General features: G+C 72.0%; 22 protein-coding genes and 1 riboswitch. Of the genes, 12 read left to right on the plus strand and 10 right to left on the minus strand.

Features of this window, described 5'->3' with window-relative positions:
- The first annotated feature begins 51 nt into the window (after nt 1–51).
- The 4 genes from AB0B98_RS06165 (at nt 52) to AB0B98_RS06180 (ending at nt 4,213) form a co-directional block, all read left to right on the plus strand.
- On the plus strand, nt 52–1,287 hold the full coding sequence (locus AB0B98_RS06165) for an acyltransferase (protein WP_357361240.1): 1,236 nt from the start codon (nt 52–54) through the stop codon (nt 1,285–1,287).
- 92 nt (nt 1,288–1,379) lie between these two features.
- A complete protein-coding gene (locus tag AB0B98_RS06170) occupies nt 1,380–1,802 on the plus strand; it encodes a hypothetical protein (protein ID WP_357361241.1) in 423 nt (140 codons plus the stop codon).
- A 132-nt stretch (nt 1,803–1,934) separates the two neighbouring features.
- Nucleotides 1,935–2,705 (plus strand): hypothetical protein, encoded by a 771-nt coding sequence (locus tag AB0B98_RS06175; protein WP_357361242.1) that lies wholly within the window; start codon nt 1,935–1,937, stop codon nt 2,703–2,705.
- A 284-nt stretch (nt 2,706–2,989) separates the two neighbouring features.
- A riboswitch (cyclic di-AMP (ydaO/yuaA leader) is annotated at nt 2,990–3,131 on the plus strand.
- Nucleotides 3,132–3,364: 233 nt separating this feature from the next.
- A complete protein-coding gene (locus AB0B98_RS06180) occupies nt 3,365–4,213 on the plus strand; it encodes a C39 family peptidase (RefSeq protein WP_357361243.1) in 849 nt (282 codons plus the stop codon).
- Nucleotides 4,214–4,286: 73 nt separating this feature from the next.
- On the opposite strand, the gene AB0B98_RS06185 is transcribed toward AB0B98_RS06180, so the two are convergent.
- The gene (locus tag AB0B98_RS06185) at nt 4,287–5,315 is read right to left on the minus strand and encodes a hypothetical protein (protein WP_357361244.1); all 1,029 of its coding nucleotides are present in this window, start codon (nt 5,313–5,315) and stop codon (nt 4,287–4,289) included.
- A 145-nt stretch (nt 5,316–5,460) separates the two neighbouring features.
- Between AB0B98_RS06185 and AB0B98_RS06190 the strand changes: the two genes are divergently transcribed.
- The gene (locus tag AB0B98_RS06190; protein ID WP_357361245.1) at nt 5,461–6,207 is read left to right on the plus strand and encodes an alpha/beta hydrolase; all 747 of its coding nucleotides are present in this window, start codon (nt 5,461–5,463) and stop codon (nt 6,205–6,207) included.
- 4 nt (nt 6,208–6,211) lie between these two features.
- On the opposite strand, the gene AB0B98_RS06195 is transcribed toward AB0B98_RS06190, so the two are convergent.
- From AB0B98_RS06195 to AB0B98_RS06210, 4 genes are all read right to left on the minus strand, one after another.
- Nucleotides 6,212–7,882, minus strand: coding sequence for a CDP-glycerol glycerophosphotransferase family protein (locus AB0B98_RS06195; protein WP_357361246.1), 1,671 nt, complete (start codon nt 7,880–7,882; stop codon nt 6,212–6,214).
- 33 nt (nt 7,883–7,915) lie between these two features.
- On the minus strand, nt 7,916–9,433 hold the full coding sequence (locus tag AB0B98_RS06200) for a bifunctional cytidylyltransferase/SDR family oxidoreductase (RefSeq protein ID WP_357361247.1): 1,518 nt from the start codon (nt 9,431–9,433) through the stop codon (nt 7,916–7,918).
- A 146-nt stretch (nt 9,434–9,579) separates the two neighbouring features.
- Nucleotides 9,580–10,356: an ABC transporter ATP-binding protein gene (locus AB0B98_RS06205; RefSeq protein ID WP_036412239.1), complete on the minus strand. Its 777-nt coding sequence runs from the start codon at nt 10,354–10,356 to the stop codon at nt 9,580–9,582.
- Between the two features lie 34 nt (nt 10,357–10,390).
- Nucleotides 10,391–11,284, minus strand: coding sequence for an ABC transporter permease (locus AB0B98_RS06210; RefSeq protein WP_357361248.1), 894 nt, complete (start codon nt 11,282–11,284; stop codon nt 10,391–10,393).
- Between the two features lie 180 nt (nt 11,285–11,464).
- Here AB0B98_RS06210 and AB0B98_RS06215 point away from each other — a divergent pair, with 180 nt between their 5' ends.
- From AB0B98_RS06215 to AB0B98_RS06225, 3 genes are all read left to right on the plus strand, one after another.
- Nucleotides 11,465–12,103 carry a TetR/AcrR family transcriptional regulator gene (locus AB0B98_RS06215; RefSeq protein WP_238669349.1) on the plus strand — a complete coding sequence of 213 codons (639 nt, stop codon included), beginning with the start codon at nt 11,465–11,467 and terminating at the stop codon, nt 12,101–12,103.
- Between the two features lie 109 nt (nt 12,104–12,212).
- Nucleotides 12,213–14,333: a DUF6077 domain-containing protein gene (locus AB0B98_RS06220; RefSeq protein WP_357361249.1), complete on the plus strand. Its 2,121-nt coding sequence runs from the start codon at nt 12,213–12,215 to the stop codon at nt 14,331–14,333.
- Nucleotides 14,334–14,689: 356 nt separating this feature from the next.
- Entirely contained in the window at nt 14,690–16,447 is a 1,758-nt protein-coding gene (locus AB0B98_RS06225; protein ID WP_238669351.1) for a CDP-glycerol glycerophosphotransferase family protein, read from the plus strand.
- Nucleotides 16,448–16,552: 105 nt separating this feature from the next.
- Here the strand turns inward: AB0B98_RS06225 and AB0B98_RS06230 are convergent, their stop codons facing one another.
- Nucleotides 16,553–16,891, minus strand: a complete 339-nt coding sequence (locus AB0B98_RS06230; RefSeq protein ID WP_238669352.1) for a DUF952 domain-containing protein — start codon at nt 16,889–16,891, stop codon at nt 16,553–16,555.
- 113 nt (nt 16,892–17,004) lie between these two features.
- On the opposite strand from AB0B98_RS06230, the gene AB0B98_RS06235 reads away from it, so the two are divergent.
- The 3 genes from AB0B98_RS06235 (at nt 17,005) to AB0B98_RS06245 (ending at nt 19,500) form a co-directional block, all read left to right on the plus strand.
- Nucleotides 17,005–17,316 carry a hypothetical protein gene (locus tag AB0B98_RS06235; protein WP_357361250.1) on the plus strand — a complete coding sequence of 104 codons (312 nt, stop codon included), beginning with the start codon at nt 17,005–17,007 and terminating at the stop codon, nt 17,314–17,316.
- 87 nt (nt 17,317–17,403) lie between these two features.
- Nucleotides 17,404–18,060 carry a response regulator transcription factor gene (locus AB0B98_RS06240; protein WP_091401433.1) on the plus strand — a complete coding sequence of 219 codons (657 nt, stop codon included), beginning with the start codon at nt 17,404–17,406 and terminating at the stop codon, nt 18,058–18,060.
- Nucleotides 18,061–18,069: 9 nt separating this feature from the next.
- On the plus strand, nt 18,070–19,500 hold the full coding sequence (locus AB0B98_RS06245; RefSeq protein ID WP_357361251.1) for a HAMP domain-containing sensor histidine kinase: 1,431 nt from the start codon (nt 18,070–18,072) through the stop codon (nt 19,498–19,500).
- A gap of 10 nt (nt 19,501–19,510) precedes the next feature.
- On the opposite strand, the gene AB0B98_RS06250 is transcribed toward AB0B98_RS06245, so the two are convergent.
- The 4 genes from AB0B98_RS06250 to AB0B98_RS06265 form a co-directional block, all read right to left on the minus strand.
- A complete protein-coding gene (locus AB0B98_RS06250; RefSeq protein WP_357361252.1) occupies nt 19,511–20,467 on the minus strand; it encodes a TAXI family TRAP transporter solute-binding subunit in 957 nt (318 codons plus the stop codon).
- Between the two features lie 64 nt (nt 20,468–20,531).
- Nucleotides 20,532–21,284 carry a hypothetical protein gene (locus AB0B98_RS06255; RefSeq protein WP_357361253.1) on the minus strand — a complete coding sequence of 251 codons (753 nt, stop codon included), beginning with the start codon at nt 21,282–21,284 and terminating at the stop codon, nt 20,532–20,534.
- Between the two features lie 106 nt (nt 21,285–21,390).
- The gene (gene yaaA / locus AB0B98_RS06260; RefSeq protein WP_357361254.1) at nt 21,391–22,188 is read right to left on the minus strand and encodes a peroxide stress protein YaaA; all 798 of its coding nucleotides are present in this window, start codon (nt 22,186–22,188) and stop codon (nt 21,391–21,393) included.
- Nucleotides 22,189–22,253: 65 nt separating this feature from the next.
- Nucleotides 22,254–23,909, minus strand: a complete 1,656-nt coding sequence (locus AB0B98_RS06265) for a hypothetical protein (protein ID WP_357361255.1) — start codon at nt 23,907–23,909, stop codon at nt 22,254–22,256.
- A gap of 174 nt (nt 23,910–24,083) precedes the next feature.
- Between AB0B98_RS06265 and AB0B98_RS06270 the strand changes: the two genes are divergently transcribed.
- Entirely contained in the window at nt 24,084–25,124 is a 1,041-nt protein-coding gene (locus tag AB0B98_RS06270; protein ID WP_238669359.1) for a phosphatase domain-containing protein, read from the plus strand.
- Nucleotides 25,125–25,134 lie beyond the last annotated feature (10 nt).

A 25,134-nucleotide genomic window follows, 5' to 3' on the forward strand; every position in this document is an offset into this window, starting at 1 on the left:
CGAGGAGGCTACGACCGTGTTGGTGACCCTGCCGAGCGCCGGGATCCCGGCATGACGAGCGTCGCCGCGACGTCGGCCGCCCGGCCCGCGCCGACCCTGTCCCGGCTGCCCTCGCTGACCGGGCTGCGGTGGATCGCCGCTCTGCTGGTCTTCGGCTTTCACGCCGGCACCATGCGGATCATTGCCGAGCCGGACTACAAGGCCGTCGTCGACGCGCTGTTCACCCTCGGTCTCTCCGGGGTGCAGTTCTTCTTCATCCTCAGCGGTTTCGTGCTGGTCTGGTCGGCCCGCGAGGGGGACTCCCGGCGTACCTTCTGGCGGCGACGGATCGCCAAGATCTACCCGAACCACCTGGTGCTGTTTGTGGCGACGGTTGCCGTCGCCTGGTGGTTCGCCGACCCGGTCCTGCCGGCGGCGGCGTTGGAGAACCTGCTGCTGTTGCAGGCGTGGGACCCCCGTCCGGGCTGGTTCTACAGCATCAACACCGTCAGCTGGTCGTTGTCCTGTGAGTTCTTCTTCTACCTCTGTCTGCCGCTGGCGCTGCCACTGCTGCGCCGGGCCAAACCGAAGCTGCTCTGGGCGCTGATCGTCGCGCTGCCGCTGCTGATCCTCGCGCTCTGGCCGGCGCAGGAGTTGGTGCCGGAGGTGAGCCGCTGGTGGTTCACCCAGATCTTCCCGCCGGTGCGGTCGCTGGAGTTCTGGCTGGGCGCGGTGGCGGCCGAGTTGATGCGTCGGGGGCTCTGGCGCGGCCCCGGTCTGACAGTGGCCAGCGGCATCTTCGTGGTCACCTGGGTGGCGGCCGCGCAGTGGATCCGCGCCGAGCTGTGGACCACGCTGCTCGCTGTCGCGTACCTCCTGGTGATCACCGCGGCCGCGGACGCTGACGTGCGGGGTCGGCGCTCGCCGTGGCGGTACCGGCCGCTGGTCTGGCTCGGTGAGGTGTCGTTCGCCTTCTACCTGGTGCACGTACTGGTGATGACGAGCGTGCTGCGCTGGAGCGGGACCTGGGGGATCGGCTTCGCGGGCTGGCGTGGCCCGGCCGTGGTGCTCGGCTTCCTGGCGGTGAACCTGATCCTCGCCGGGCTGCTGCACCGCTTCGTCGAAACCCCGATGATGCGCCGGCTCGCGCCGCGCCGCGCGGCCCGTCCGGCGCCCGTGCCCCGACAACGTGCGGGCGGCGACGACGACGCACGTGACAGTGCAAGCAGCGCCCGCGGCGAGGTCGACGGACCTGCCGACGAGGTCGGTCAGGCCGGCGGACGATCAACGTACGTCGACCTGCGCTGACAACGTCCACCCTGGTCAACAGGGTCGGCGCGGCGTGATCCGACACGCCCGGGGTCGGTGCGCCCGGGTCGGCGCGACGGTAGCGTTGGGGCGTGCTTCCGGTCGCGTTCACCTGTCCGCTGTGGTGGGTGGCGCGCTGGGCGACCCGGGTGCTGACCAGCCTCGCCGTCGTCGCGGCCCTGGCGCTCGGCGCAGGCCCGGCCACGGCCGCCACGCCACCACCCGGCCCGGTGCCGACGTCGAGCGCGGTGCCGGCCACTGTCGCCGCCGGCTCGCCGGCGGCCTCCTACCGGCACCCCGGGTCACCCCGAGCGGCCCGGCCGGCCCTGGCGGTGGCGCCGCAGGCCGCCGAAGAGGCGATCCCGACATGGTCGATCGACGCGCCGGTGGCGCTCCCCGGCGATCAGAACACCATCGTGGCCGACGCACTGCCGGTCCGCGCGGCCAAGGCTGACCTGCCGCCCCTCGTCGACGCCGCGAGCGGTCGGGCTTCCCGGGCCCCACCCGGGCGCTGAGCCACCGGGACGACCGTCCCGTCACCGCGCCCTGTCGACCCACCCGCTCTCTGACCCGCCGACCCGTGGCCACAGTGGCCCGCAGGTCGGCGTGGCTCCCCATCGCACTGCTCTCTCCCCGAGGTGCCGACCATGGAGACCGTCGTCTTCTACCAGTTCGTGACCGAGATGCCGCGGGCCGCCGCCATCTGGTCGACGCTGTTCCTGCTGACCCTGGGCCTGCTCACCGTGCTGGCCGCCCGCCCCGAACGGAACCGGCCCACTGACGACCCGCTCCCGGCCGGGCCCACTGCTCGGGAGTTGGCCGCCGCCGAGGCTGTCGACAGGCGCCGCTACGCCGAGGAGGTGGCCGTCGCCGCGGCCGGCGCGGCCACCACAGCCAGGAGGCGACGCGCCGCCTGGCTGACCGCTCAGGAGCAGCTGGAGCGGGCCTGGATCGGGTACGACGAGGCGGACACCGCCGCGCGTCGCTTCGCTGGCGCCGGTGCGCTGCCCACCCCGCAGACCCCGCACACCCCCGCCGAGTACGCCGCCCGGGAACGCTATCTGCACCGGGCGGCGATGGCGGCGTACTGGCGGGGCGACCTGACCATGGCGCAGCTCGGCGACGTGTTCGGGCACCGGCGCTGCTGGGATCCCCGGCGACACCCGGTCGAGCAGGAGGTGCTGATCAGCCGGGTGGTCAGGGATGCGCGGCTGGCCGACTACCAGGTGGCCGCCGACAGTGAGCGGGCCGCCTGGCGCGACGCCGAGTTGGCCGCGGAGTCGGCTCGTGCCCTCGCCGAGGAGGCGTACGCGGCGGCGGCCCGGCTCCGCCCGACAGTGGTCCCCGCGCGCCGCACCGTGGCCGGGGCGCTGCGTCCCGCCGTCGTGGCGCTGTGGCGCCCGGCCCGGGTGGGTTGAGCCCAATCCGTGATGTGAGGCCGGTCACCCAATCGTGAATTAGGACGTCCGACGCGATCGGCGGGATTGTTCCCGCGATTCTGGTCGCATTCTCTGCGGCCTGTCCGGTTGTCGCCCATAGGCGTCGCCGTAACCGGTTGTCCCATCGAGTCACATCATCGGCAATACGCGGAGAAATTGTCTCACCGATTGGGGTTTACGCAGGTGAACCTGGCTTGGCAGGGCGCGGAGCCGCCAGTACTGTCGTCCTGTCCGATGCGGTAACCGATCGCAAGAGGCGACGCCGCATCGACCCGCTTAATCGTGATCAACGAACCGGGGACCCACCAGTAAGTCCGGGGTGAATCCGCGAGCCACGGCCCGCGGTAGGGCGATCTTCCCGCCCGAATCCGTCAGCTAACCCGGTAGGCGGTGTCGGAAGGAGTCAACTCCTCGTGCAGCACCTTTCCACCCCTCGGTTGTTCCCTTGCCTCCACGGCGCGGCGATGCACCCGCTCATTCGTCCAGTGACGGTGAGCTGACCCCCCGGGTCATCGCCTTCCCCGCCCGGCCGCGCCGGGCGTTCCCCTGAGCGGTTCACCATCCGCGGACCACGGTCCGCGCGCTGGCGCCTGCCCGGATACCGGTCCGGCCCCGGTGTGCCGCTCTCCCCCCGATCCGTGGAGGACCCCGTGAAGCACACCCTGAAGCGTCAGCTCCGCCGCCTCGCCACCGAGCGCCCGTACCAGATCGTGGCCGCCTCGGCCGCGGCCCTCGCGATCGCCACCACCACCGGCGCCCTGCTCACCACTGCCGACGACGCCCCGGCCGGCCAGCGCACCGCGACCACTGTCGCCGAGATGCGCAGCGACGTCGCCGCCTCCCGCGGCGAGGCTCGGGACGCGTCCCCCTCGGCCAGCGCCGCCCCGACCACTGCCGCCCCGGCCACCAGCGCCGCGTCCCCCGCCGCCAAGGCCAGCAGCAACCCGGACCTGACCCGTAAGCCGACGCCGCCGAAGCCGCCCGCGACGAAGGTGCTCGACTACGACTACGAGGCGCAGAACACCTACTACAACTGCGGTCCGGCGGCCACCCGCAACGCGCTCAGCGCCGCCGGCATCGACCGCACCCAGGAGCAGCTCGGCGCCAAGCTGGGCACCACCGAGATGGGCACCAACTCGGCCGAGGACACCACCCGGGTGCTCAACGCCGAGGTGAAGGGCTCCCCGTACCGGACCCGGATGTTCCCCGGCGCGCCCAGCCCGGCCCAGATGGACCGCCTCCAGGCCGACGTGGTGAAGGCCATCACCGACGGCCGCGGCGTGGTGGCCAACGTCGTTGGGGACGCCACCGACACCGACGGCGGCTGGCACTCCTACGGCGGCGGGCACTACATCGCCGTCGTGGGCTACAAGGACAACGGTCGCACCGTGCGGATCGCCGACTCGGCGAACCCGGCCGACCCGTCGTACTGGATCACCACGATCGACCTGGCCAACTGGATCACCAGCCGGGGCTACTCCGCCTGACCCGGGCACGCTGACCGCCGCGGGCGCCGTCCCCCACAAGGGGCCGGCGCCCGCGGCGTCTTCGGCTGTGCGGTCAGTAGGTGATGAAGCCGTACAACGCCTTGTGGTTCGACTTCGTCCCGACCACAGTGTGGTCGACGGCGGACGACTGCACACCGCCCCTGACGAACAAGTAGTCGATCTTGCTGGAACCGTTGGTGGCCGCCGATCCGTACCCGGTCATGCCGTAGCCGCTGAGCGTGCCGGGGGCGATGCCGGTGCGGTTCGCGTCGATGCCCACCACGCGGATCGTCGACGCGTTCAACAGCGTGGTCGCGTCCGCACCGAGGTGGATGCCGCTGTTGGCGATGCCCCGGTCGCCGTCGCCGGCGCAGGCGTTCTGCCGATTCTCCTGCGGCAGGTGCATCGTCGCGGCGAACACGCTGGTGCCGGTCGCCTTGATGGTGAAGCGCGCCGCGATCGCGCTGGTCCGCTTCCACTTGTAATAGTCGGTGCTGTCCGGGTCGCTGTTCGGCGGCTTGTACAGCGTGCACCCGGCGCCGTTCGCGTACGCCGTGCCCGGCCTGAGCCAGCCTGCGCTCCAGTACTTCGAGATGTCGCCACTGGCGAGGTTGAGCGTGCGCTTGTTCCAGATGATGGCGTTGGTCTGCTTCTTCTTCAGGTCGCCGAGCGACTGCGAGCTGCACTTGTGCGTGCTGCCCCACGGCTCCGGGTCACTCCACGCCACGATCGCCCCGTAGCTGCCCGCCGGGTAGCCGAACTTCGCCGACAGCTGGTCGGCGTACGCCTCGGCCTGGCCGGTGCCGCGCACCTGCTGCACGATCAGGATGTCGGGTGCCACCACGCCGCTGGTGCCCGTGCGACCGGCGTCGTCGACCAGGATCGAGGTCAGGTGGTCAGGTCCGGAGATCCGGGTGCAGCTCCCGTCGGAGTTGTTCACCACCAGGTTCTCGATGTTGTTGTTGTAGACCCGCAGCACCCGGTCGGCCGCCGCGGGCGCTGCGCCGTTTGGTGCGGCCACGTCCGATGGCGTCGCGGACGCCCGGTGCGGTACGCCGAGCGTGACGGCTGCCAGTGCCGCGACCAGCGCCAACCTGTACATCCTGTACACAGTGGCTCCCCTCCGGACGGAATCGACAGGTGACTCTCTCCGTCCGGCCCGGAACTTTACAATGGATCAACCTTTGGTGGGTGCGGTGTGGATGACGGCTCTCGTACCAGGTCGTGAACCGTGGGAGACTGCGGCCGTGGTGGATGAATCGGGTGGTCACGCCGGTCGCGGGCGGGTCCTGCTGCTCCTGCACGGGATGGGCACGACCGGGGACGTCTGGTTGCCGTGGGCGCCGCTGCTGGAGCAGCGCTGGGCGGGGCGGTGGCTGGCACCGGACCTCGCCGGCCATGGCTGGGCGGCACCGCTTCAGTCGTACACCTTCGCGGGATTCGCCGACCAGGTAGCGCGCGGCCTGGCACCCGGCGACCGGCTCGTCGTGCTCGGGCACTCGCTGGGCGGGGTGGTCGGCCTCGCGCTGGCCGCCCGCGCCGCCGGTACGCCCGTGGACGCCGTGGTCGGGCTGGGCATCAAGGCCGTCTGGTCACCCGACGAGCTGACCCGCGCCGCCGACCTCGCCGTCCGGCCGGTGAGCTGGTTCGCCACCCGGGCCGAGGCGGCTCGCCGCTACCTGCGGGTCTCCGGGCTGGCCGGCCTGGTCCCGCCGGACCACCCGGTGGTGGACGCCGGGCTGCGTCAGGTCGACGGCCGGTGGCGCCTCGCCATGGACCCGACCGCCTTCGCCGTCGGTGAGCCCGACCTCGCCGGGCTGCTGGCGGCGACCGACGTGCCGGTGGTGCTGGCGCGCGGGGAGAACGATCCGATGGTCACCGACGAACAGCTCAAGGAGTACGGCGTACCGGTAGCCACGCTGCCCGGTCTCGGGCACAACGCGCACGTGGAGGACCCGGCGGCGGTGCTGGCGCTGCTCGACCCGTACCGCTGAGCGGCTACGCCGGTGTGGACGCGGCCAGTGTCTCAGCCGGTGCCAGCTCCCGGCGGGCGGCGGTCAGGAACGCCTCGGCGTACGCCTCGGCCGGGAAGTCGCCCAGGTAGCGGCGGCGGGTGGCCCAGCGGGCCTCGGCCAGCGGGTCGGTGTCCAGCAGCGCGGTCAGCACCTCGTCCACGTTGGACATGTCCCGACGCAACACGTAACCCGACCCGGCCAGCGGGAACCGCTCCACGAACCGGTCGCCCTCGTCGCCCATGTCGGTGACCGCGTACGGCTTGCCGGAGTAGAGGAAGTCCGAGATCACGCCGGACACGTCGGAGACCAGCGCGTCGGCGGAGTTGACGCACTCGGTCAGGCTCAGCTTCCGAGCCGACGCGCCGACCACGTGCTGGCGGCCGGTGCGGGCCCGGTCGGCGACGAGCAGCTCGGTCAGGCGGCCCAGTTGGCGGGCCGACGCCGGGTTCTGCGCGGTGTACGGGTGGGCTCGCAGGATCACCGTCGCGCCGCGCTCCAACAGTCGGCGCAGCAGGCTTTCGGCCACCGGCAGCGAGCAGTAGTCGGCGTCGGCGTTGTGCCCGGTCCAGGTTGGCGTGTAGAGCACGGTCGGGTGCGCCAACCCTCTTGCGGGCTCCGGGCGTACGTCGATCGACTCGACCTGTGGGCGACCCACCACCACGAACTTGTCCGCCGGGATCTGCACTCCGGCGCGGGCGTACCTGTCGATCGCCGCCTGCCCGGCCACGAAGATCCGGTCGAAGATCCCCGACACCGGGTTGGCGCTCGGCGCCTTGTCGCTGTCGCCGTGGTGCAGCTGGATGTGGGTGAGCTGGGTGAAGCGGACACAGTGGCTGTTCTTCGCACCGTGGTTGACGTAGAACGCCGCCCGCAGGGTCGGCACCAACGCCTCGTCCAGCGCCCCGAGGGTGGGGCAGTAGACCACCGGCGCGTCGGTGGCCGCCGCGATCGGGGCCAGGAACTCCGGCTCACGCAGCACGACCAGGAACGGCCGGCCGATCCGTTGCAGGTACGGCAGCCACATGGTGACCTGGTATTCCGAGCCGGGAGGCGCGGAGAAGTAGAGCAGGAATTCCGGCTGGTGCCGGCGCAGCGCGGCGGCCACCGACCCGCCCCCGGACCGTGGGCGGAACCGTCGCCGGGCCAGGTCCAGAGCGACCGCACCGGCGCCCGCGCCGACCAGCAGGCTGGCGGCCAGCGCCACACCGGCCGGCAGGGCGAGCGCGGCGGCGAGCGCCACGGCGGCGAGCAGCCCGAGCAGGGCTGTGCCGAGCCGGTCGGCGATCAGTGGCGTCCAGGCGCGTACCGGAAGGTTGGCCGCCCGGATCTCCAGAGCACCGGCGGTGCGCAGCGGCCCCACCAGCAGCACCAGCCCCAGCAGGACCAGCCCGGTGGCGACAAGCGCGAGGTCGAGCCCGTCGTCCAGCCGCCGGGAGTAACCGACCAGGATCGCCGCGGCGATCAACGCGGTCTCCGCCACCAGGTCGGCGCTGGGCCGGATCCGCTGCTCGGCGGCCGAGGCGGCCAGCGCGGCGACCGCCAACGCCAGCCCCCAGCCGGTGGCGCCGGTCAGCGCCAGCACGACAAAGGCCAGCACCGCCAACCCGGTGGTCAGGCACCGGGCGGCCAGCTTTCGGACCAGGTCGCCGCGCATGTCGCTCCGTTCGTGGTTCCGCAGCCGTCGACGTCAGTTGGTGGACGTCGCGCCGGCCGGTGCCTCGACCCGACCCGACCCGGACTGCGTCGGCACGCTCGGCGTGGGCCCGTCGCCGGGCGCCCGGCGTACGTCGATCACCTGACCGGTCAGGTCGGAGATCAGCACGTCCAGCGACGACTGGGCGACGGCCTCCGCGGCGAGCAGGGTGTGCTCCGGCTCCTCGCCGAAGGCCCGCGTCCGCATCGGGGTGGCGGTGCGCTCCGGGTTGATGCAGTTGACGCGGACGCCGACGTCGGCCCACTCGTCGGCGAGCGCCTGGGTGAGGTTGACCAGGGCGGCCTTGGTGGCCGAGTAGAGCGCGTAGCGGGCCCGGCCCCGGGTGTAGGAGCTCGAGGTGTAGAGCAGCAACTGGCCCTTGGTCTGCTGGAGGTACGGAAGGGCCTGGCGGGCGATGGTCACCGGGCCGACGAAGTTGACCTGGAGCAGCCGGTCCATGGTCTCCTCGTCCATCTCGGCGAGGGCGCCCTTCTCCAGGATGCCGGCGGTGACCACCACGTGGTCGATCCGGCCGGTGGCCTCGAAGGCGGTCGTCAGCGCGGCCTCGACGTCCTCGGCCCGCTCCACGTGGGTGCCCGTGCTGGAACGGCTGAACGGGAAGACCTGGGCGCCGTAGCGCCGGGCCAGCTCGGTCAACTCGTGGCCGATGCCGTAGCTGCCGCCGAACACCACGATGGTCCGGCCGGTCAGCTCCTCGCTGTAGCTGCGGTGGTCGGTGAGTCGGGGCGCCTGCGCGGCGGCGAGCTGGAAGAGCTTGTCCGCCAGGTGCACGTCGACCGGGTGGGTGACCTTGATGTTCTCGTCCGAACCGTCGATCACCTTGATCGGGGTGCCGGGCAGGTAGCGCAGAACCACGCCACAGTCGTCGGTGGCGGCGAAGTCCCTGTCGTCCTCGGCGATCTGGTACGCCGCGCGGATCGTGGGGGAGCGGAACGCCTGCGGGGTCTGACCACGGCGCAGCCGGGAGCGCACCGGGATGTCGGTGATGCAGTCGTTCTCGTCGACCTGGATGATCGTGTCCGCGGAGGGGATCGCCACGTCCACGGCGTCGTAGCTCCAGAGCGCGTTGACGCACTCGCGCACGATCCGGCCGCTGAGCAGCGGGCGCACCGCGTCGTGGAAGAGGATGTTGCAGTCTTCCGGGCCGACAGCGTCCAGCGCGATCCGGGTGGTGGCGTTGCGGGTGTCACCGCCCTCGATCACCTTGGTGACCTTGCGCAGGCCGGCCTTCTCGACGATCTGCTGGGCGTCCTCGACGTGGCCGGTGGCCATCAGCACGATGATCTCGTCGATCTCCGGTGCCGCCTCGAAGACCGCCAGGGTGTGCTCGATGATCGGCTTACCGGCGATCTTCAGCAGCTGCTTCGGGATGCCGAGGCCCAGTCGGGTCCCGGTGCCGCCGGCCAGAACCACCGCCACTGTCCGTGCGGGCCGCCACGGTGTCGGGGTCTCCGCTTCGGCGTCCGGGCCAGGGGTCTGGTCCTGCGTCATTGCCGGATCCTCACTCTCAGGGATGCGTTAACGGAAGGTTCCGCCCGAGCGGCGACGGAATGAACCTTAACGCGCGGACCGCGTCGCCCCAACGCGGGCGACGCGGTCCTCGGGTGCCATGTCGGCGCTGGACGTTCGGCGGAACTCTACTTGCTGTTCGCGTACGCCTCGTACGCCCGGATGACCTCGTCGGTGGGGCCATCCATCCGGATGACGCCCGATTCCAGCCAGATCGTCCGTTCGCAGGTGTCCCGTACGGAGGAGAGCTGGTGGCTGACCAGGAACACCGTTCCCGCGCCCTCCCGCAGCTCCCGCACCCGCTGCTCGCTGCGCTTACGGAAGCCCTTGTCGCCGGTGGCCAGCGCCTCGTCGATGAGCAGCACGTCGTGCTTCTTGGCGGCGGCGATGGAGAACCGCAGCCGGGCCGCCATGCCCGACGAGTACGTCCGCATCGGCAGGCTGGCGAAGTCACCCCGCTCGTTGATCCCGGAGAAGTCGATGATCCCCGCGGCCTGTTTGGCAACGTCGTCGGGGTGCATGCCCATGGCCAGGCACCCGAGGACGACGTTGCGTTCGCCGGAGAGGTCGTTGAGCAGGGCGGCGTTGACGCCCAGCAGCGACGGCTGCCCCTGGGTGTGGATGGCGCCCCGGTTCACCGGCAGCAGACCGGCGATGGCCCGCAGAATTGTGGACTTGCCGGAGCCGTTGCTGCCGATCAGCCCGATCGCCTCGCCCCGGTACGCGGTGAAGGAGATGCCCTTGACCGCGTGCACCTCCCGGACGTTCGGCGCATGGGTGCGCTTGACCAGCCGGCGCAGCGCTGCCACCGGCGTGGTGCCACCGGCGGCGCCCTGGTGCACCCGGTAGATGATGTGCGCGTCGTCCACGACCACTGTCGGGATGCGCTCCTGAGTGCGGGTCATCGTCGCGCTCGCCTCGGTGGGGGCGTCGAAGTGATCAACCACGGCCGTACTCCTGTTCGCCGCGCCAGAAGTAGATGAAACCGCCGATGCCGGCGACCAGCGCCCAACCGGCGCCGACCAGCCAGAGCTGGGCCAGCGACTCGTTGAGCAGCGGCGCCTCCTCGAGCAGCGCGTACCGCGCCAGCTCGATGTAGACAAGCAGCGGGTTGTACTGCACAAGGGTCGTCGCCCAGCCGGGCAGCCGGTCGAAGAGGCTGACGCTGTAGAGGACGCCGGAGCCGTACATCCAGGTCCGCATGATGAACGGCATGACCTGCTTCAGGTCGCTCGACTTGGCGCCCAGCCGGGCCACCAGCAGCACCACGCCGGCGTTGAACACCGCCTGCAGCAGCAGCGCCGGCACCAGCAGCAGCCACTCCCAGGTGAGCGGCTCGCCGGTGACCAGCACGATGCCGACCAGCACCACCATCGAGGCCAGCAGTTGCTGGAACTGGGTGATCGTGGTGGACAGCGGCAGGCTGGCCCGGGGGAAGTGCAGCGCCCGGATCAGCCCGAGGTTGCTGCTGATCGACTGGGTGCCGGCCAGGACCGCGCTCTGGGTGAAGTTGAAGATGAACAACCCGGTGGTCAGGTAGGCGATGAAGTTCGGGATGCTGTTCTGTGCGAGCACCACCCCGAAGATCAGGTAGTAGACCGCCGCGTTGGTCAGCGGGGTGAGCACCTGCCAGAGCTGACCCAGCTTGGCGTTGCTGTACGAGGCGACGAGCTTGGCGTTGGCGTACGCGGCGATGAAGTGCCGGTAGGTCCAGAGTCGGCGGCTGTACTCGACGAGGCTGGGTCGCTCACCGGCGACCCGTAGCCCGTGCCGAGCGGCCAGCTGCGCCTGGGTCAGGCCCGTGTCGGGGTCGACCAGCGCGGTGGTGGCCATGGAAATGGCGCTCCGATCTTTCGTGCAGACGGGGGTTGCTCGCGACGATCGAATCCTAGTGGGAAATTTGCGCGGGGCGCCGCCTCGTCGCTGCGAGGACAGTAGTCCGAAACACGTCGGGACGCAACCGTACCGTCGTTGCGCTACGCTGTCCGGCGTGACCTGCGATAAGAACCCTCGATGACCACCGAAAAGAGGCGGGCGCCGGCCGGCGCCGCGGTGCTGCGTGACGAGATCACCACGGCGATCCGCCGGGCACTGATGCAGGAGCTCGCCGCGGTCGGCTACGGCCGGCTCTCCATCGAGGCGGTGGCCCGGCGGGCCGGCGTCAGCAAGACGGCGATCTACCGACGGTGGAGCTCGAAGCTCGACCTGGTGCTGGAGGTCGTCGCCGCTGCGGCACACGGCAAGCTCCCCGCACTGGACACCGGCACGCTGCGCGGTGACCTCGCGCTGCTGTTCCAGGCGGTGGCGCACGCGCTGCGCCACCCACTGGCGTCGCAGATCATCCCGGATCTCCTGGCCGAGGCGGCGCGCAACCCCAGCATCGACGCGACACTGCGTCAGGTGCTGCACGCCCGGCAGCAGGAGATCGGCGGTCACCTGGTCACCCGGGCCGTACAACGTGGCGAACTGCCCGCCGACACGGAGCTGGACGCCGCCGTCGACCTCATCGTGGGGCCGCTCTACTGGCGGCTCGCCATCGCCCGTCTCCCACTCACCGACGGCTACCTCGACAATCTTGTCGAATCAGTGGCGGCCGGGCTGGGCGCCGACAGCGCGCTGCCCCGTCCCCGGGCGGCCCCGGTCTCCGGCTGACCACGCCCGCGACACCCACCACACGGAAAATGGTTCGGCTACCGGTCTCCGCTACGCTGCCCCATTGACACCCGGCCGTAACCGTGCCGAAGCCCGCCCTGCTCCCCAGATGAGAAGGACACCCGTGGCCAACGTCGACAGCATCGCCGTCGCGCCCACCGGTTCGGACCCAGCACCGAGGTCCGACCAGGCTCCCCAGCCCTCCAACGGCACCGGCCGGGCCCCGACGGCCCGGGTCCGCGCGCTGGTCGCGGCCGCCCCGGTGCTGCTCACCGATGGCGCCGTGGTGGCGTTCGCGCTCTGGACCGTTCTCTACCACCTGGCCTTCCTGTTCGGCCTGGCGCCGTCGGCGACGTTCCTGATCTGGGTCGGCGGCTGCCTGGTGGTGCTCGCGGGTTGGCTGTGGCGCCGCCGCCGGGGCCGTACGTCTTCCGCCGCTGGTGGTCCTGCTGATCAGGAGGTCGTCGAGGGCGCCGCCCCGACGTATCCGCGTCCGCTGTTCGCAGTGGTGCTCGGCGCGGGCACGGTCGCCGCGGTCACGGCGGGACTGACCACCGTCAACGACGGCGTCGGGGACGGAATCCCCTGGTGGATCCCCGGTGGCTTCGGCGCTGTCGCCGCGGCGGGGGCCATGTTCCTCGTCCGACGTCGCTGGCTCGCCACCCCGGCCGGCGAGGCCCCGGCGGCCGCCGCGACCCCGCTCTCGTCGGCGTACGCGGTGATCGTTGCTGTCCTGGCCGCGATCTCGGGGCTCTTCTTCGCGCGCAACTCAGTCGACGACGCCTTCTTCCTCGGTAAGTCGGTCTGGGTGGCCGAACGCGACGAGGTGCCGCTGCGGGACTTCCTGTTCACCGACGGCGTCGCACCGGCGATGAACTCCCAGCCGCCTGTGCCCTCGATCGAGGTCTTCTACGGCGCCTTTGCCCACGTCTTCCACCTGCACGCCGCCTCCGCCACGTGGTTCATCGTGACGCCGGTCATGTCTGTCCTGGCGGTGCTCGCCCTGTGGCGGCTGGTGCAGCGCTGGGCGCCGCGCCGCGCCGTGCTCGCCTTCAGCGTCGCTGTGGCCTACCTCTATTTGGTCGCCGGCGAGGACGCTGCCCTCGGCACCTTCCACCTGACCAGGCTGCACCAGGGCAAGACCATGTTCGTGGCGGCGGTCGTTCCGCTGATGTGGGTCTACCTGACCGAGTGGTTCGACTCGCGTTCCCGCCGAGGGCTGATCCTCATCGCAGCGCTCTCCATCGTGGCCACCGGCCTCTCCACCACCTCCGCGATCGTCCTTCCGCTGCTGGTCGGCGGCGCGGTGTTCGCGATGATGCTGGTCGGCCGTTGGCGGGACGCGATCCTGGCCGGGGCGGCCGCGCTGGTCTACCCCCTCGGCGCGACGGTCTGGTCGCGGCTCAACGCCGGCCCCATCACCGAGAACGCCGCCGCGGCCTTCTACGACGCTGAGGTCACCTACCGGCGGACCATCCTGTTCGGTGTGCTCGGCGTGATCGGTGGCCTGGCCCTGTGGCTCGGCCCCCTGGTCACTCGTCGGCGGACGCCCCAACTGCTCGTCGCGGGCAGCACACTGGCGATGAGCGTGCTGCTCTTCCCCGGTGTCCTCGAGGCGCTCAACAGCCTGACCGGCATCGGCGTCGTGCTCTGGCGGATGCCGTGGATGTTCGCCCTCCCGGCGGTGATCGGCATCCTCTGCACCGTCGACCTGCCGCGCCTGCGGGCGTTCGGGAGCGCCGCGATCGCTGTGGCACTGGTCGCTGGCTTCGCCGTCCTCGGCACGCCCATGTGGTCGCCGAAGAGCTATGTGACGGTGCACGAGCAGCCGGTGTGGAAGCTGCCCCAGCAGCGCAAGTTGATCGTCTTCTGGATGACGCGGCTCGACCGGCCCGACGGCGTGGTGCTGGCCCCGTCCACCCTCATGCACACCGCCCCGATGGTGACCAGCAGGATGCGGGTGGTCAGCCCCAACGACCGTTACCTGCCCGACTACGGCATCGACTCGCCGTTCGCCCAGGACCGGCTGAAGTTGGTGGCGCTCGCCAACGGCAAGCCGGAGCTCGCGCCGGTCCCTGAGTTGGCCGGCGCGATCGAGCGGCTCAATGTCACCACCATCTGCGTCTATTCGGGCAACCAGGTGGCCCGGGACCTGGCTCCGCAGCTGGGTTTCCAGCAGTTCGCCACCCGCAAGCGGCCGGGAGCGATGACCTGTTTCCGTCGCGGATGAGGTCTGGCACCCACCCCTCGTGCACAGCGCGTGGCGAGGCGCGCCGGACCGTACGGCTACCGAGTTTCTGACCGGAAAGGGCATTGATACCTGAGCGGCGTCCCGATGTCCCCTCGCGTTAAGGTCATAGGTGCACGAGCGGCACGTAGGGGATGTGGTCACCGCCGTGCGGGCTGTAATGCGGGAGTTCAGACATGGGTTGAGGCTGCCAGCTGTCGACAGCTGTCCAGTTCCGCAACAGTCACTCAAGGTGATGGGCGGCGAGCCGGGCGCGACGCCTCAGTTTGTCCTCGTCGGGTTATGCCGTGACGAATCCAGGCCCTGCCCGTAACCGATCTAGTAGGGAGCGAAATTCGTTGTTCGGCACGTTGACAGGACGCCTCGGGGTGGCCGCCCAGAGTGCGCTACTGGTACTGGCCTACCTGGTCATGCTCGTCGGTGGCGTATTCGGTTGGGTCGGCCTGTTCGCCGTCGCCGGGTTGGCCGCCATTCTCGGCGAGTTCGCCGTCGCCCGCTGGTCACCGCCATCGCAACTGCTGTTGGAGAAGGTGGGCCTGCACTGGTCGTACCGGCAACTGACCCGCGACCTCGCCGCCGTGTTGCTGGTCGTCGCCGAGGTACGCCTCAGCGGCGGCGAGCTGACCCTCCTGCTGGTGCTGCCGGCCGCGGTCTGGGTCGTGTCGGTCTTCGCCGGTGCGCTCTCCACCATGATCGAGCGTCGTAACCCGCTCTCCGCCATGGTGCGCAACATCGAGCTGGGTCCACTGTCCAGCGCCCCCCAGCCGCCCGCCTGGGCAGCGGCGGTCGCCGGTGACCGGATGCCCCTGCTCAACCTGCTGCTGGTGCCGGCCGGCGTGGCCGCCGCGGTGCAGCACGATCCGACGCCGTTCTTCGTGGCCGGCGCGGTGGCGGTCGTGGCGACCGGTCTGGTGGGCGCCATCATCGCGCTGACCTGGCTGCGGGGTCGGGGCGCCGGGCAGGGCCCGTTGCTGCCGGCGGTCCAGCGCTGGCTGGACAACTACCGGCCGGAGGTGGCGCTCTACTTCGCCGGCCCGGCCAAGGACGTCTACCAGGCGAACATGTGGCTCGCCCCGGCCGAGGCGCTCCAGCAGCGCGCGGTGGTGCTGATGCGCAGCCGGGAGGCGTTCCTGGAACTGGCCGACACCCGGCTGCCGGTGATCTGCGTACCGGCCGGCGTCGACTTCATGAACCTCGACCTCGGCGGCATCCGTGCGGCGCTCTACGCCGCGAACGTGGGCGCGAACATCCACATGCTCCGCGAGCCGGGCACGAAGCACGTCTTCGTCGGGCACGGCGACAGCGACAAGCAGGCCAGCGTCAACCCCTACAGCAAGGTGTACGACGAGGTCTGGGTCGCCGGCCTGGCCGGCCGGGAGCGCTACGCGCGGGCCGGCGTGGGAGTGCTCGACTCGGACATCGTCGAGATCGGTCGGCCGCAGCTCGCCGGGGTGCACACCTTCGGCGCCGAGTCGGTGGACCGGCCGTTCACTGTGCTCTACGCGCCCACCTGGGAGGGTTGGCTCGACGACGACCCGTACCACACCTCGCTGGTGCTGATGGGTGAGCGGATCGTCAAGGGACTGCTCGCCACGAATCCGCGGGTCCGCCTGATCTACAAGCCGCACCCGCTCACCGGTTCGCGGTCCAGGGCGGCGAAGGCAGTGCACGACCGGGTCGTCACGGCGATCCGCGCGGCCGGCGGCAACCCGGACGCGTCCTCGCTGGACGGCACCGAGCACCTGGTGGTCACCGGCCGCACGCCGGCGCTGTTCGACTGCTTCAACCAGACCGACCTGCTGATCAGCGACGTGTCCAGTGTGGTGTCCGACTTCGTGCAGAGCCAGCGGCCGTACGTGGTGGCCAACCCGGCCGGCCTGTCCGAGGACGACTTCCGCCGCGAGTACCCGACTGCGCGGGCCGCGTACCTGCTCTCCAAGGACTGCGGCGAGCTGGAGAAGATCGTGTCGGTCACCCGGGCTGGTGACGACCCGATGACCGAGGCCCGCCGGGAGCTGAAGACCTACCTGCTCGGCCCCGCCGAGGCGAATCCGATGGACCGGTTCCAGCAGGAGATCGACCGGCTCTGCCACTGAGCCCCGTCGCTGCGGCACGGCGCCCGGCCCGACACCGTCGGGTCGGGCGCGTGCGTGTGAGCTGGTAGGGCGGCCACGGATCAGGCCAGCAGAGTGGCCACCGGGTCAGCCCAGCAGGGCGGCCACCGCGTCGGCGGCCGGAAGGCCCGCCGGCAACGCCCGCGCCGCCACCACCGCCGCGACCGGCAGCGGGCCGTACACGTGCGGGAAGAGCTGACCGCCGCGCGACGGCTCCCACCGCAGCGCGTCACCCAGTCGCTCCTCCTCGACGCTGAGCAGAGTCAACCCGGTCGCCCCGGTGAAGTGCCGTCGCGCCGTCTCGACCACCTGGTCGGCCCCGGAGAGATGGATGAACCCGTCCTGCCGGTCGACAGCGGAACCGGTGAAGGAACCGGCGGCGAGGGCGTCGTCCCATTCGGCGCTCGACAGCAGTTTGTAGATCACCACGGCAGCTTACGGTGCCGTGGTCGGCGCGCCCGCCCGGTTTTCGCCGGTACCGCCGCGCCCGTCGCCTCCCGCCGGGCATGCTCAGGTCAAGGGCCGCGGAGGGATGGGCGATGCAGAGCTACGACGATGACTGGACCGACAGCCAGCGCGCGCTGTACGACGAGTGCTACCAGGCCGGCGGCGAGTGGGCCGATGACCCGGACACGTCGTCCGACGACGTGCAGCACGTGATCAACCTGGCCGAGGCGGACGATGACGCCTTCCAGGATGCCGAGATCGACTATCCGGCCCTGGTCGACGCGGTCACCCAGGCCAGCGGGGTCAGCGTCACCAGCGTGCCGGCCAGCCACGAGGACCCGGGCTTCCGCGGGTTCACCGACGGCGTCCGGGACGCCATCGCCGACGACACCTTCGGCCTGTAGCCCACCCGGCGCGGGTGGGCGGCCTCCCGGTCCGCGCGCACTTCTGCCACCATTCGCAGAACAGCGCTGCGACGGACGGGGGCACGGGTGCGGATCCTGCTGGTGGAGGACGACCGCCGGGTGGCCGCTGCGCTGTCCTCCGCCCTCACCCGCCGGGGGTACGAGGTCGAGCACGCCGCCACCGTCGCCGCCGCGCTCTCCGCCGCCCCCTGTGACCTGGTGCTGCTCGACCTGACCCTGCCCGACGGGGACGGCACGGACCTGTGCCGGGAGCTGCGTCGGCGCAGCAGTCAGCTCGGCATCATCGCGGTGACCGCCAGGGGTGAGGAACGTGACCGGGTGCTGGGTCTGCGCCTGGGCGCGGACGACTACGTGGTCAAGCCGTTCTCGATGGTGGAGTTGCAGGCCCGGATCGAGGCGGTGTTGCGCCGCGCCGCGAACGCCGCGCCCGAGCGGCACCTCATCGAGGCCGGGCCGGTCCGCATCGACGTGGCCGCGCGCACGGTGACAGTCGACGGCCGTGCCGTCACGTTGACCCGCAAGGAGTTCGACGTGCTGCTCTCGCTGGCCCGCCAGCCCGGGGTGGCGGTGCCCCGCGATCGGATCCTGCTCGACGCCTGGGGCACCACCTGGGCCGACCGGCACACCGTCGAGGTGCACGTGGGGTCGCTGCGCGGCAAGCTCGGCGACGCCCGCCTGGTCGAGACCGTACGCGGCGTCGGTTACCGGCTGCGCGACGCGTGAGGAGCTGACGTGCGCCGTCGCCTGGTGATCAGCTATCTGCTGCTGATGGTCCTCGTCCTCATCGCGTTGGAGACCCCACTGGCCGCCACCATGGCCAGCCGGGAGACCGAACGGGTCCGCGCCGACCGGCTCGCCGACGCGACCCGGTTCGCCTCGCTGGCCGGCCCGGCGTTGCGGGACGGCGGGCCCGGCCCGATCGAGTCGGAGCTGACCAGCTACGACGACCTGTACGCGATCAGCGCCGCGATCGTCGACCGGGACCGGAACATCCCGGTCTCGTCGCCGAGGTGGCAGGCCAGCCCGGGGACCACGACGGTGCTGGACGTCGCGCTGTCCGGGCAGCAGACCAGCGCCCCCGAGTCGGTCTGGCCCTGGACGACCGACCCGGTGGTGGTGGCGGTACCGATCAACGACGGGGGTGAGGTGCTCGGAGCGGTGGTGATCGTGACCCCGGCCGGCCCGATCCGCCGAGCCGTCGTCGCGTGGTGGCTGCTGCTCGCCCTGGCCGGCCTGCTCGCCGTGCTGGCCTGCGTGCTCACCGCGTTCGGGCTGGCCGGTTGGGTGCTGCGCCCGGTCACCGAACTGGACGCGGTCACCCATGAGATCGCCGAGGGCGACCGGGGCGCCCGGGTGCAGCACCGGTTGGGACCGCCGGAGCTGCGGCGCCTCGCGGCCAGCTTCAACCACATGGCCGACGTGGTCTCCGACGTGATGGACCGCCAGCGTGCCTTCGTCGCGCACGCCAGCCACCAACTGCGCAACCCGCTCACCGCGCTGCGGCTGCGGGTGGAGGAGTTGGGGCCCAGCCTCACCGACCCGGACGGCCGGTCCGAGCACCAGTTGGCCCTGGAGGAGACCGACCGGCTCGCGCTGGTGCTCGACGCGCTGCTGACCCTCGCCCGGGCCGAACGGGAGGAGAACGAGCGCGTCACAGTGGACGCCGCCGCGGTGGCCGCCTCCCGGGTGGCCGCGTGGGCGCCGCTGGCCCGGCACCGGTCGGTCGCGTTGCGGCTGGCCACGACCGACGCCCCGGCGTACGCGCAGACAGTGCCGACCGCCGTCGACCAGGCGTTGGACGCCCTCATCGACAACGCTGTGAAGTTCAGCGGGGCGGGCGGGGCGGTGACGGTGACCGTGGCGCGCCGCGACGGCGGGGTGGCGCTGGAGGTCCGCGACTCCGGCCCCGGCATGACCGAGAGTCAGCTCGGTCAGGCGACCGAGCGCTTCTGGCGGGCCCCGGACGCGCAGAACGTGGAGGGCGCGGGGCTCGGTCTGACCATCGCCGCCGTGCTGGTGGACGCCTCGGACGGGCGGCTCACCATGCGCCCGGGGGAGTCGCGGGGGCTGATCGCCGCCCTGTGGTTCCCGACGCCGACCCTTCCGGTGGAGCCGGCGGAGGAGGAACCGGCCGCTGACCTGCGACCCTCTCCGGCGCGGTGAGGGTCGGCCGTCACGGTTTGGTGGCGCGGTACCAGGACGCCGCGCCGGGGTGCAGCGTCAGCGGCGCGGTGACGATCGCCGAGCGAGGGCTCATCCGTCCCGCCGCCGGATGGGCGGCGGCCAGCTCGGCCCGGCGTTCCATCAGCAGCCGGGTCACGTCACGGACCAACGGCTCCGGCAGGTCGGCCCGGACGATCAGGTAGTTCGGGTCGGCCACTGTGGTTACCGCGTCCACCCCGTACACCGAGCGGGGGATGTCCCGGGAGACGTAGACCTGGCCGTAGCGTGAACGCAGTGGCTCGGTCCACTCGCTGAGGTCCACGATCCGAATGGCGCTGGCGTCGGCCAACTCCTCGATGCCCCGCACCGGCAGCCCGCCGGAGAAGAAGAACGCGTCGATCCGTCCGGAGCGCAGCGCCGCCACCGAGTCGTCCAGTCCGAGCCGTTCCCGGCGCACGTCGTCGCCACCGAGGCGGGCCACCTCCAGCAGCCGGGTCGCGGTGATCTCGGTGCCCGAGCCGGCCGCGCCGACGGAGACTCGCCGGCCGCGCAGGTCGGCGACAGCGCGGACCGGGCCGCCGCTCGTGGTGACCAGGTGCAGTTGGTCGTCGTACACCCGGGCGACGGCGTCGACAGTGGGACTTCCCGCCGTGCTGGCGGGCAGTACGTCGGCCTGGGTGAAGCCCAGCTCGGCCCCGCCGGAGCCGACGAGTTGAACGTTCTCCGCCGAGGCGGCGGTGATCACCACGCTGGCCCGCACGTCGGGGAGTTCCCGGTTGAGGATGGCCGCCAGGGACTGCCCGAACGCGTAGTAGACAGCAGTGGGGCTACCGGTGGCGATCCGGATCGACGTCGGGTCGATCGGGGTGTCCCGGCAGCTGGCGACGGCCAGGTTCGCGATCAGCAGCACCGTCGACAGGGCGGCCAGGCCGGCGCGGCGGGACGAGGTACGACTCACGCGGTGCACTGTGCGCCGTCGGGCGGGTGCGCGCAAGCCCGGGTCGGCGATGCGCCGGACGGTCGGAACCCGATCAACACGCCGCGCGGGCTGCCGGTGCCAGGCCCGCGCCCCGCGCCGACGCCGGGGTCACCCCGCGCGCCGTCGCCGTCCCGGGTTCCGCCACCGTGCCGCGTGCCGGCTCCAACGCCGCGCTGCGCAGGATCCGTTGCCGGTCCGGGCCGTCGGCCACGCTGACCAGGAAGCAACCGGTGCCGGGGCGGAGCCGGGCCGGCACGTCGAGCACTGCCGCGCCCCGGATCAGCACAGCGGCCAGCTCCCGGTCGGTGAGCCGCACACCGAGGATGTGCCGCCGCACGTGCCGTCCGGCGGCCAGCAACGCCGAGCGCCAGGCTGCCTCCGCCAGGCGGGTCACCAACCGTCGGCGGGCCGGTGAGGCGCCGGGCAGCGGCCCGCCGAGCAGCTCGCGTCGCCCCTGCCACCAGCCCGCGTCCAACATCCGGGTGTACGCGCCCTGGTGCTCCCGGGGCACCCACAGCCGGTGCAGCTCGTAGCGGCGACGCAGGCCGCCGACGGCCACCTCGTGGGTGACCGGGATGTCCAGCCGGTTGAGCAGTTGCCGCATCCGCTGCGCGGCGTCCTCCCGGTTGAACTCCACCCCGGCGGTGTGCTCGGCGCGTACCGCGCTGGGCCGGGCGGCGGTCGGTGGCGGTGTGCACCGCAGCAGGCAGGCGGCCTCGAACGCGTCGCCCAATGTCAGCCAGCCCAGCGGGGATGGGGTGGTCGGGGTGTGGGGCCGGTCGAGCAGGGCGGGTTCGTGGGTCAACGGAGGCTCCCTTGTCGGAGTCTGGGTTGCCCTACCGTGGCCCCTGGCACGCCGTTACGGAACTCCTCCGGCCCAGCCTTGAGCAAATCTTGCGGCTGGGGTGCCGCTAAAGGTCGGTGACCACCAGATCCACCTGGCGCACCCGGCCCGCGGCGGTGGCTTGCTCCAGCACTGTGTGCTTCAACTCCCGCAGGGTGCCCACCAGCTCCGCAGCGGTGCGCGGACGGGCGCCGGCGACGAGCAGGTCCCGGACCAGACGCCCCTTTGTCGCCTTGTTGAAGTGGCTAACCACGGAGCGGACCGGCACGCCGTCGACCTCCCGCTCGTGCAGAACCCGCACTGTGACAGTGCGCTCGGCCGCTTCACCGCGCGGCGTCCAGGTGGCCGCGTACGCGCCGGAGCGAAGGTCCAGCACCGGGCCGCGCCCGGCGGCGGCGTCCACCGCCGGCGTCAGCTCCCTGCGCCAGTACGTCGACAGCGCCCCGACGTCGGGCAGGCGGGCGCCGATCGGGCAGCGGTACGGCGGAATCCGGTCGGCCAGTCGGACCGCGCCCCACAGCCCGGAGCTGATCAGGATCGACCGGCGGGCCGCCCGTTGCGCAGTGGGCGGCAACGAGGCCAGGTCCAACGCCTCGTAGAGCACCCCGGTGTAGAGCCGCTCGGCCGGCGCGGTGGCCGCCTCCCGCAGGCGGGCGTTGCGCCGCAGCTCGCCCCGCTGGCCCTCGCTGAGGCCGAGCGCCGCTCGCGCGGCCTCCTCGTCCGGCCCGGCGCTCAGCGCCACCAGGGCGTCCAGAACCCGCTGGCGGGCCGGGTTCAGCTCGGGCAGCGAGAGCCGGTCCGGGGCCCAGCGCCGTCCGGTGCCGGCGTCGGCTTTCCCCTCCGAGGGCGGCAACAGGATGAGCATGGGTCTCCTCGACTGGCGAAGCGGCGGCGCCCCACGCGCCGGCCCGGCCAGCGTACGACCAGCCCCTACCGCCAGGGCCGCACCGGGGTGTCGGGGTGGTACACGCGATAGCCGCCGACCTCCCGTACCGGCGCGGCGTCGGCCCGGTCGGCGAGCAGCCTGCGCAACCGCCGGTCCATCGGCGAGTCGATCTCCACCACGTAGCCCGGCCGCTCGGCCCGCCCCACCTGCCGCCAGTACGGCCGGTAGCGGTTCTGCCCCGGCGACAGGTCACCGTCGAGCACCCCGCAGACCACCGACTCATCCGTGTTGAAGATCAACCGGTTGCAGGTCCAGTAGTCCCCGTACACCTCGTGGGGTCCGTCGGCGCGCAGCGCGGCGGCCAACTCCCGCGCCTGGCGCTCCTCGGTCCGCGACGCCGCGGTGCCGGTGGCCGCGAACAGCACGGTGGTCACCAGGGTGATCACTGTCAGCGCGGCAAGCACGGCGGCGGACAGCGCGCCGGTGAACCGCCCCAGCACGCTGCTGGTGCCCCGCCAGGCGGTCAGCGCCGCCACCCAGAGCGGCCAGAGCACCGCCGGCAACGACAGTTGCAGCACCGACAGGTAGCGGGCGTTGTCCAGCGGGCTGGTCGCGGCGAGCGGACTGCGCACGTACGACAGCAGTGTCAACGCCGCGCCGGCGATCAGCGCGAGCTGCACGACCGGCCCGACCCGCTCCCCGCGCAGCCCTCCGGCCCCGCGTCCGGCCCGCTCCCCGCGCGGTGCCCCGGCGGCGCGACGGTACGCGAGCACAGCGAGTGCGGCGCCGGCCAGCAGCAGCACCGGGTACAGCACGCCGAACCACTGTTGCCAGCGTCCGCAGCCGTCCACCGGGCAGAGCCCGTGCGCCAGCGGCACCCCCTCCAGCAGGCCGCCCCGGATCCGGTCGGACCACTGCGGTTGCGGCCCGGCCTTGGTGCTGACCTCCCGGAACACCGACAGCGAGTCCTCACCGGGCCCGGCCCGCAGGTTGTCGACGATCATCGGGGCCACACCGACGACCACCCCCGCCACCAGCAGCAGACCGGACCATCCGAGCAGCTCCCGCCGTACCGCCCAGACCAGTGCCAACCCGGCCACCGCGAGGTACGGCAGGATCAGCCAGTCCGACCAGACGGCAAGTCCGACGAGCAGCCCGAACAGGCCGATCGCGAGCCGACGGCGGTGCACGGTGCCGGCCGCCAGCCCCACGGTGATCAGCAGCATCAGCAGCACCGCCGGCTTCACCTCCGGCCTCCCGCCGACGACGGTGAGCTGGTCGCGCACCACCCGCTCCGGCCCGAGCGCGAGCAGACCCACCACGAAGGCGGCGAACCACGGGGTGCCGAGCCGGCGGGTCAGCCGGTGGATCAGGTAGAGGAAGATCGCGTACAGCGCGAGCATCGGCAGGCGCAGCACCGGCCAGCTCGGCCCGGCCAGCGCCACCAGGGGAGCGGCCAGGTACGACTCCAGCATCCCCATGTAGTGCTGGCCGTAGAGAAAGACCGGGTGTTCCCGACCCTGACCGATGTGCAGGGCCGCGAGGCCGAAGGTCGCCTCGTCGCTGTTCGACACCGGCACCGTGAACAGCGTCAGGACCAGCCGGTAGACGACACCGGCGAGCCCGAACAGCAGCGCGACGAGCGCCGGCCGATCGAGTCGCGGGCGCCGTCGCCCACTGTGCTGCTCTGGATGCGACACGACCAGCGCCCCCGTCGTCGTCCCGACCGGAGTGTTTCACGTTCGGCAGGGTCGCCGAGGTGGATCGGCGCAGCCGGGGTGGGGCCGAACCGACTCCACGGCGGCCGGGCCGCAGCGGCGCGGCCGGGGTCGGCTCGCGTGGCCGTGGCTGTCGACGTGTGGCACTGTTGGCGCGTGCCACCCACTCCCGCCGGCCAACTGGCCGTTCCGAACCTGCACCGGGCTGCGCGGATCGAGGACGCCGTGCACCAGCTCGTCGAGCGCCGGCTGCGGCGCACCGGCTGGCGGGTCAACATCGTCGCGTACACCGGCTACGGCGCGCCGGGTTGGGTGCGGGTGATGTGTCGGGTGCTGCTGGGTCGTCCGGACACCCGCCAACGGGGTCGGCTGGACAAGGTCCGCGGCTGGCGCAGCTTCACGACGCTGCCGAACAAGCACGTCACGGTGACCATCGAGGCCGGCGGGGTGCGGCACGAGACGCGGGCCGACCGCAGCGGCTTCGTCGACACGCTGGTCGAGGCGGACCTGCCGCCCGGTTGGGGCACGGTCCGGCTCAGTGTCCCGGACGCCGAGCCGGTCGACGCCCCGGTGCGCATCCTCGACCCGGAGGTCAAGTTCGGCATCATCTCCGACATCGACGACACGGTGATGGTGACCGCGCTGCCCCGGCCGCTGCTCGCCGCATGGAACACGTTCGTGCTCGACGAGCACGCCCGCAACGCGGTGCCCGGCATGGCGGTGCTCTACGAGCGGCTGGTCACCGCGCACCCCGGCGCACCGGTCTTCTACCTCTCCACCGGGGCCTGGAACGTGGCGCCCACGCTGACCCGCTTCCTGTCCCGGCACCTCTACCCGGCCGGGCCGCTGCTGCTCACCGACTGGGGCCCGACCGCCGACCGCTGGTTCCGCAGCGGCATGGAACACAAGCGGGTCACCCTCGCACGGCTGGCGAAGGAGTTCCCCGACGTGCGCTGGCTGCTCGTCGGCGACGACGGCCAGCACGACCAGGAGATCTACCGGGAGTTCGCCGCCGCCCACCCGGAGAACGTCGCCGGGGTGGCGATCCGCAGGCTCTCCCCCACCCAGTCGGTGCTGGCCGGCACCCTGCCCGCCCCAGCCGGCCGCCCATCGTCGGGGCCGGTGGGGCAGAAGTGGCTGTCCGCCCCCGACGGCGCCGGCCTGTGGCAGTTGCTGCGCGACGCCGGCCTGGTCTGACGGTCCGGCC

The sequence above is a fragment of the Micromonospora sp. NPDC048947 genome, from assembly GCF_040649495.1.
GTDB lineage: Bacteria > Actinomycetota > Actinomycetes > Mycobacteriales > Micromonosporaceae > Micromonospora > Micromonospora alfalfae.

Excerpts from the sequence above, each read along its gene's own strand:
- AB0B98_RS06165 (WP_357361240.1), top strand. The coding sequence starts at position 52 with ATGACGAGCGTCGCCGCGACGTCGGCCGCCCGGCCCGCGCCGACCCTG.
- AB0B98_RS06175 (WP_357361242.1), top strand. The coding sequence starts at position 1,935 with ATGGAGACCGTCGTCTTCTACCAGTTCGTGACCGAGATGCCGCGGGCC.
- AB0B98_RS06185 (WP_357361244.1), bottom strand. The coding sequence starts at position 5,315 with ATGTACAGGTTGGCGCTGGTCGCGGCACTGGCAGCCGTCACGCTCGGC.
- AB0B98_RS06195 (WP_357361246.1), bottom strand. The coding sequence starts at position 7,882 with ATGCGCGGCGACCTGGTCCGAAAGCTGGCCGCCCGGTGCCTGACCACC.
- AB0B98_RS06200 (WP_357361247.1), bottom strand. The coding sequence starts at position 9,433 with ATGACGCAGGACCAGACCCCTGGCCCGGACGCCGAAGCGGAGACCCCG.
- AB0B98_RS06205 (WP_036412239.1), bottom strand. The coding sequence starts at position 10,356 with ATGACCCGCACTCAGGAGCGCATCCCGACAGTGGTCGTGGACGACGCG.
- AB0B98_RS06210 (WP_357361248.1), bottom strand. The coding sequence starts at position 11,284 with ATGGCCACCACCGCGCTGGTCGACCCCGACACGGGCCTGACCCAGGCG.
- AB0B98_RS06215 (WP_238669349.1), top strand. The coding sequence starts at position 11,465 with ATGACCACCGAAAAGAGGCGGGCGCCGGCCGGCGCCGCGGTGCTGCGT.
- AB0B98_RS06220 (WP_357361249.1), top strand. The coding sequence starts at position 12,213 with ATGAGAAGGACACCCGTGGCCAACGTCGACAGCATCGCCGTCGCGCCC.
- AB0B98_RS06235 (WP_357361250.1), top strand. The coding sequence starts at position 17,005 with ATGCAGAGCTACGACGATGACTGGACCGACAGCCAGCGCGCGCTGTAC.
- yaaA (WP_357361254.1), bottom strand. The coding sequence starts at position 22,188 with ATGCTCATCCTGTTGCCGCCCTCGGAGGGGAAAGCCGACGCCGGCACC.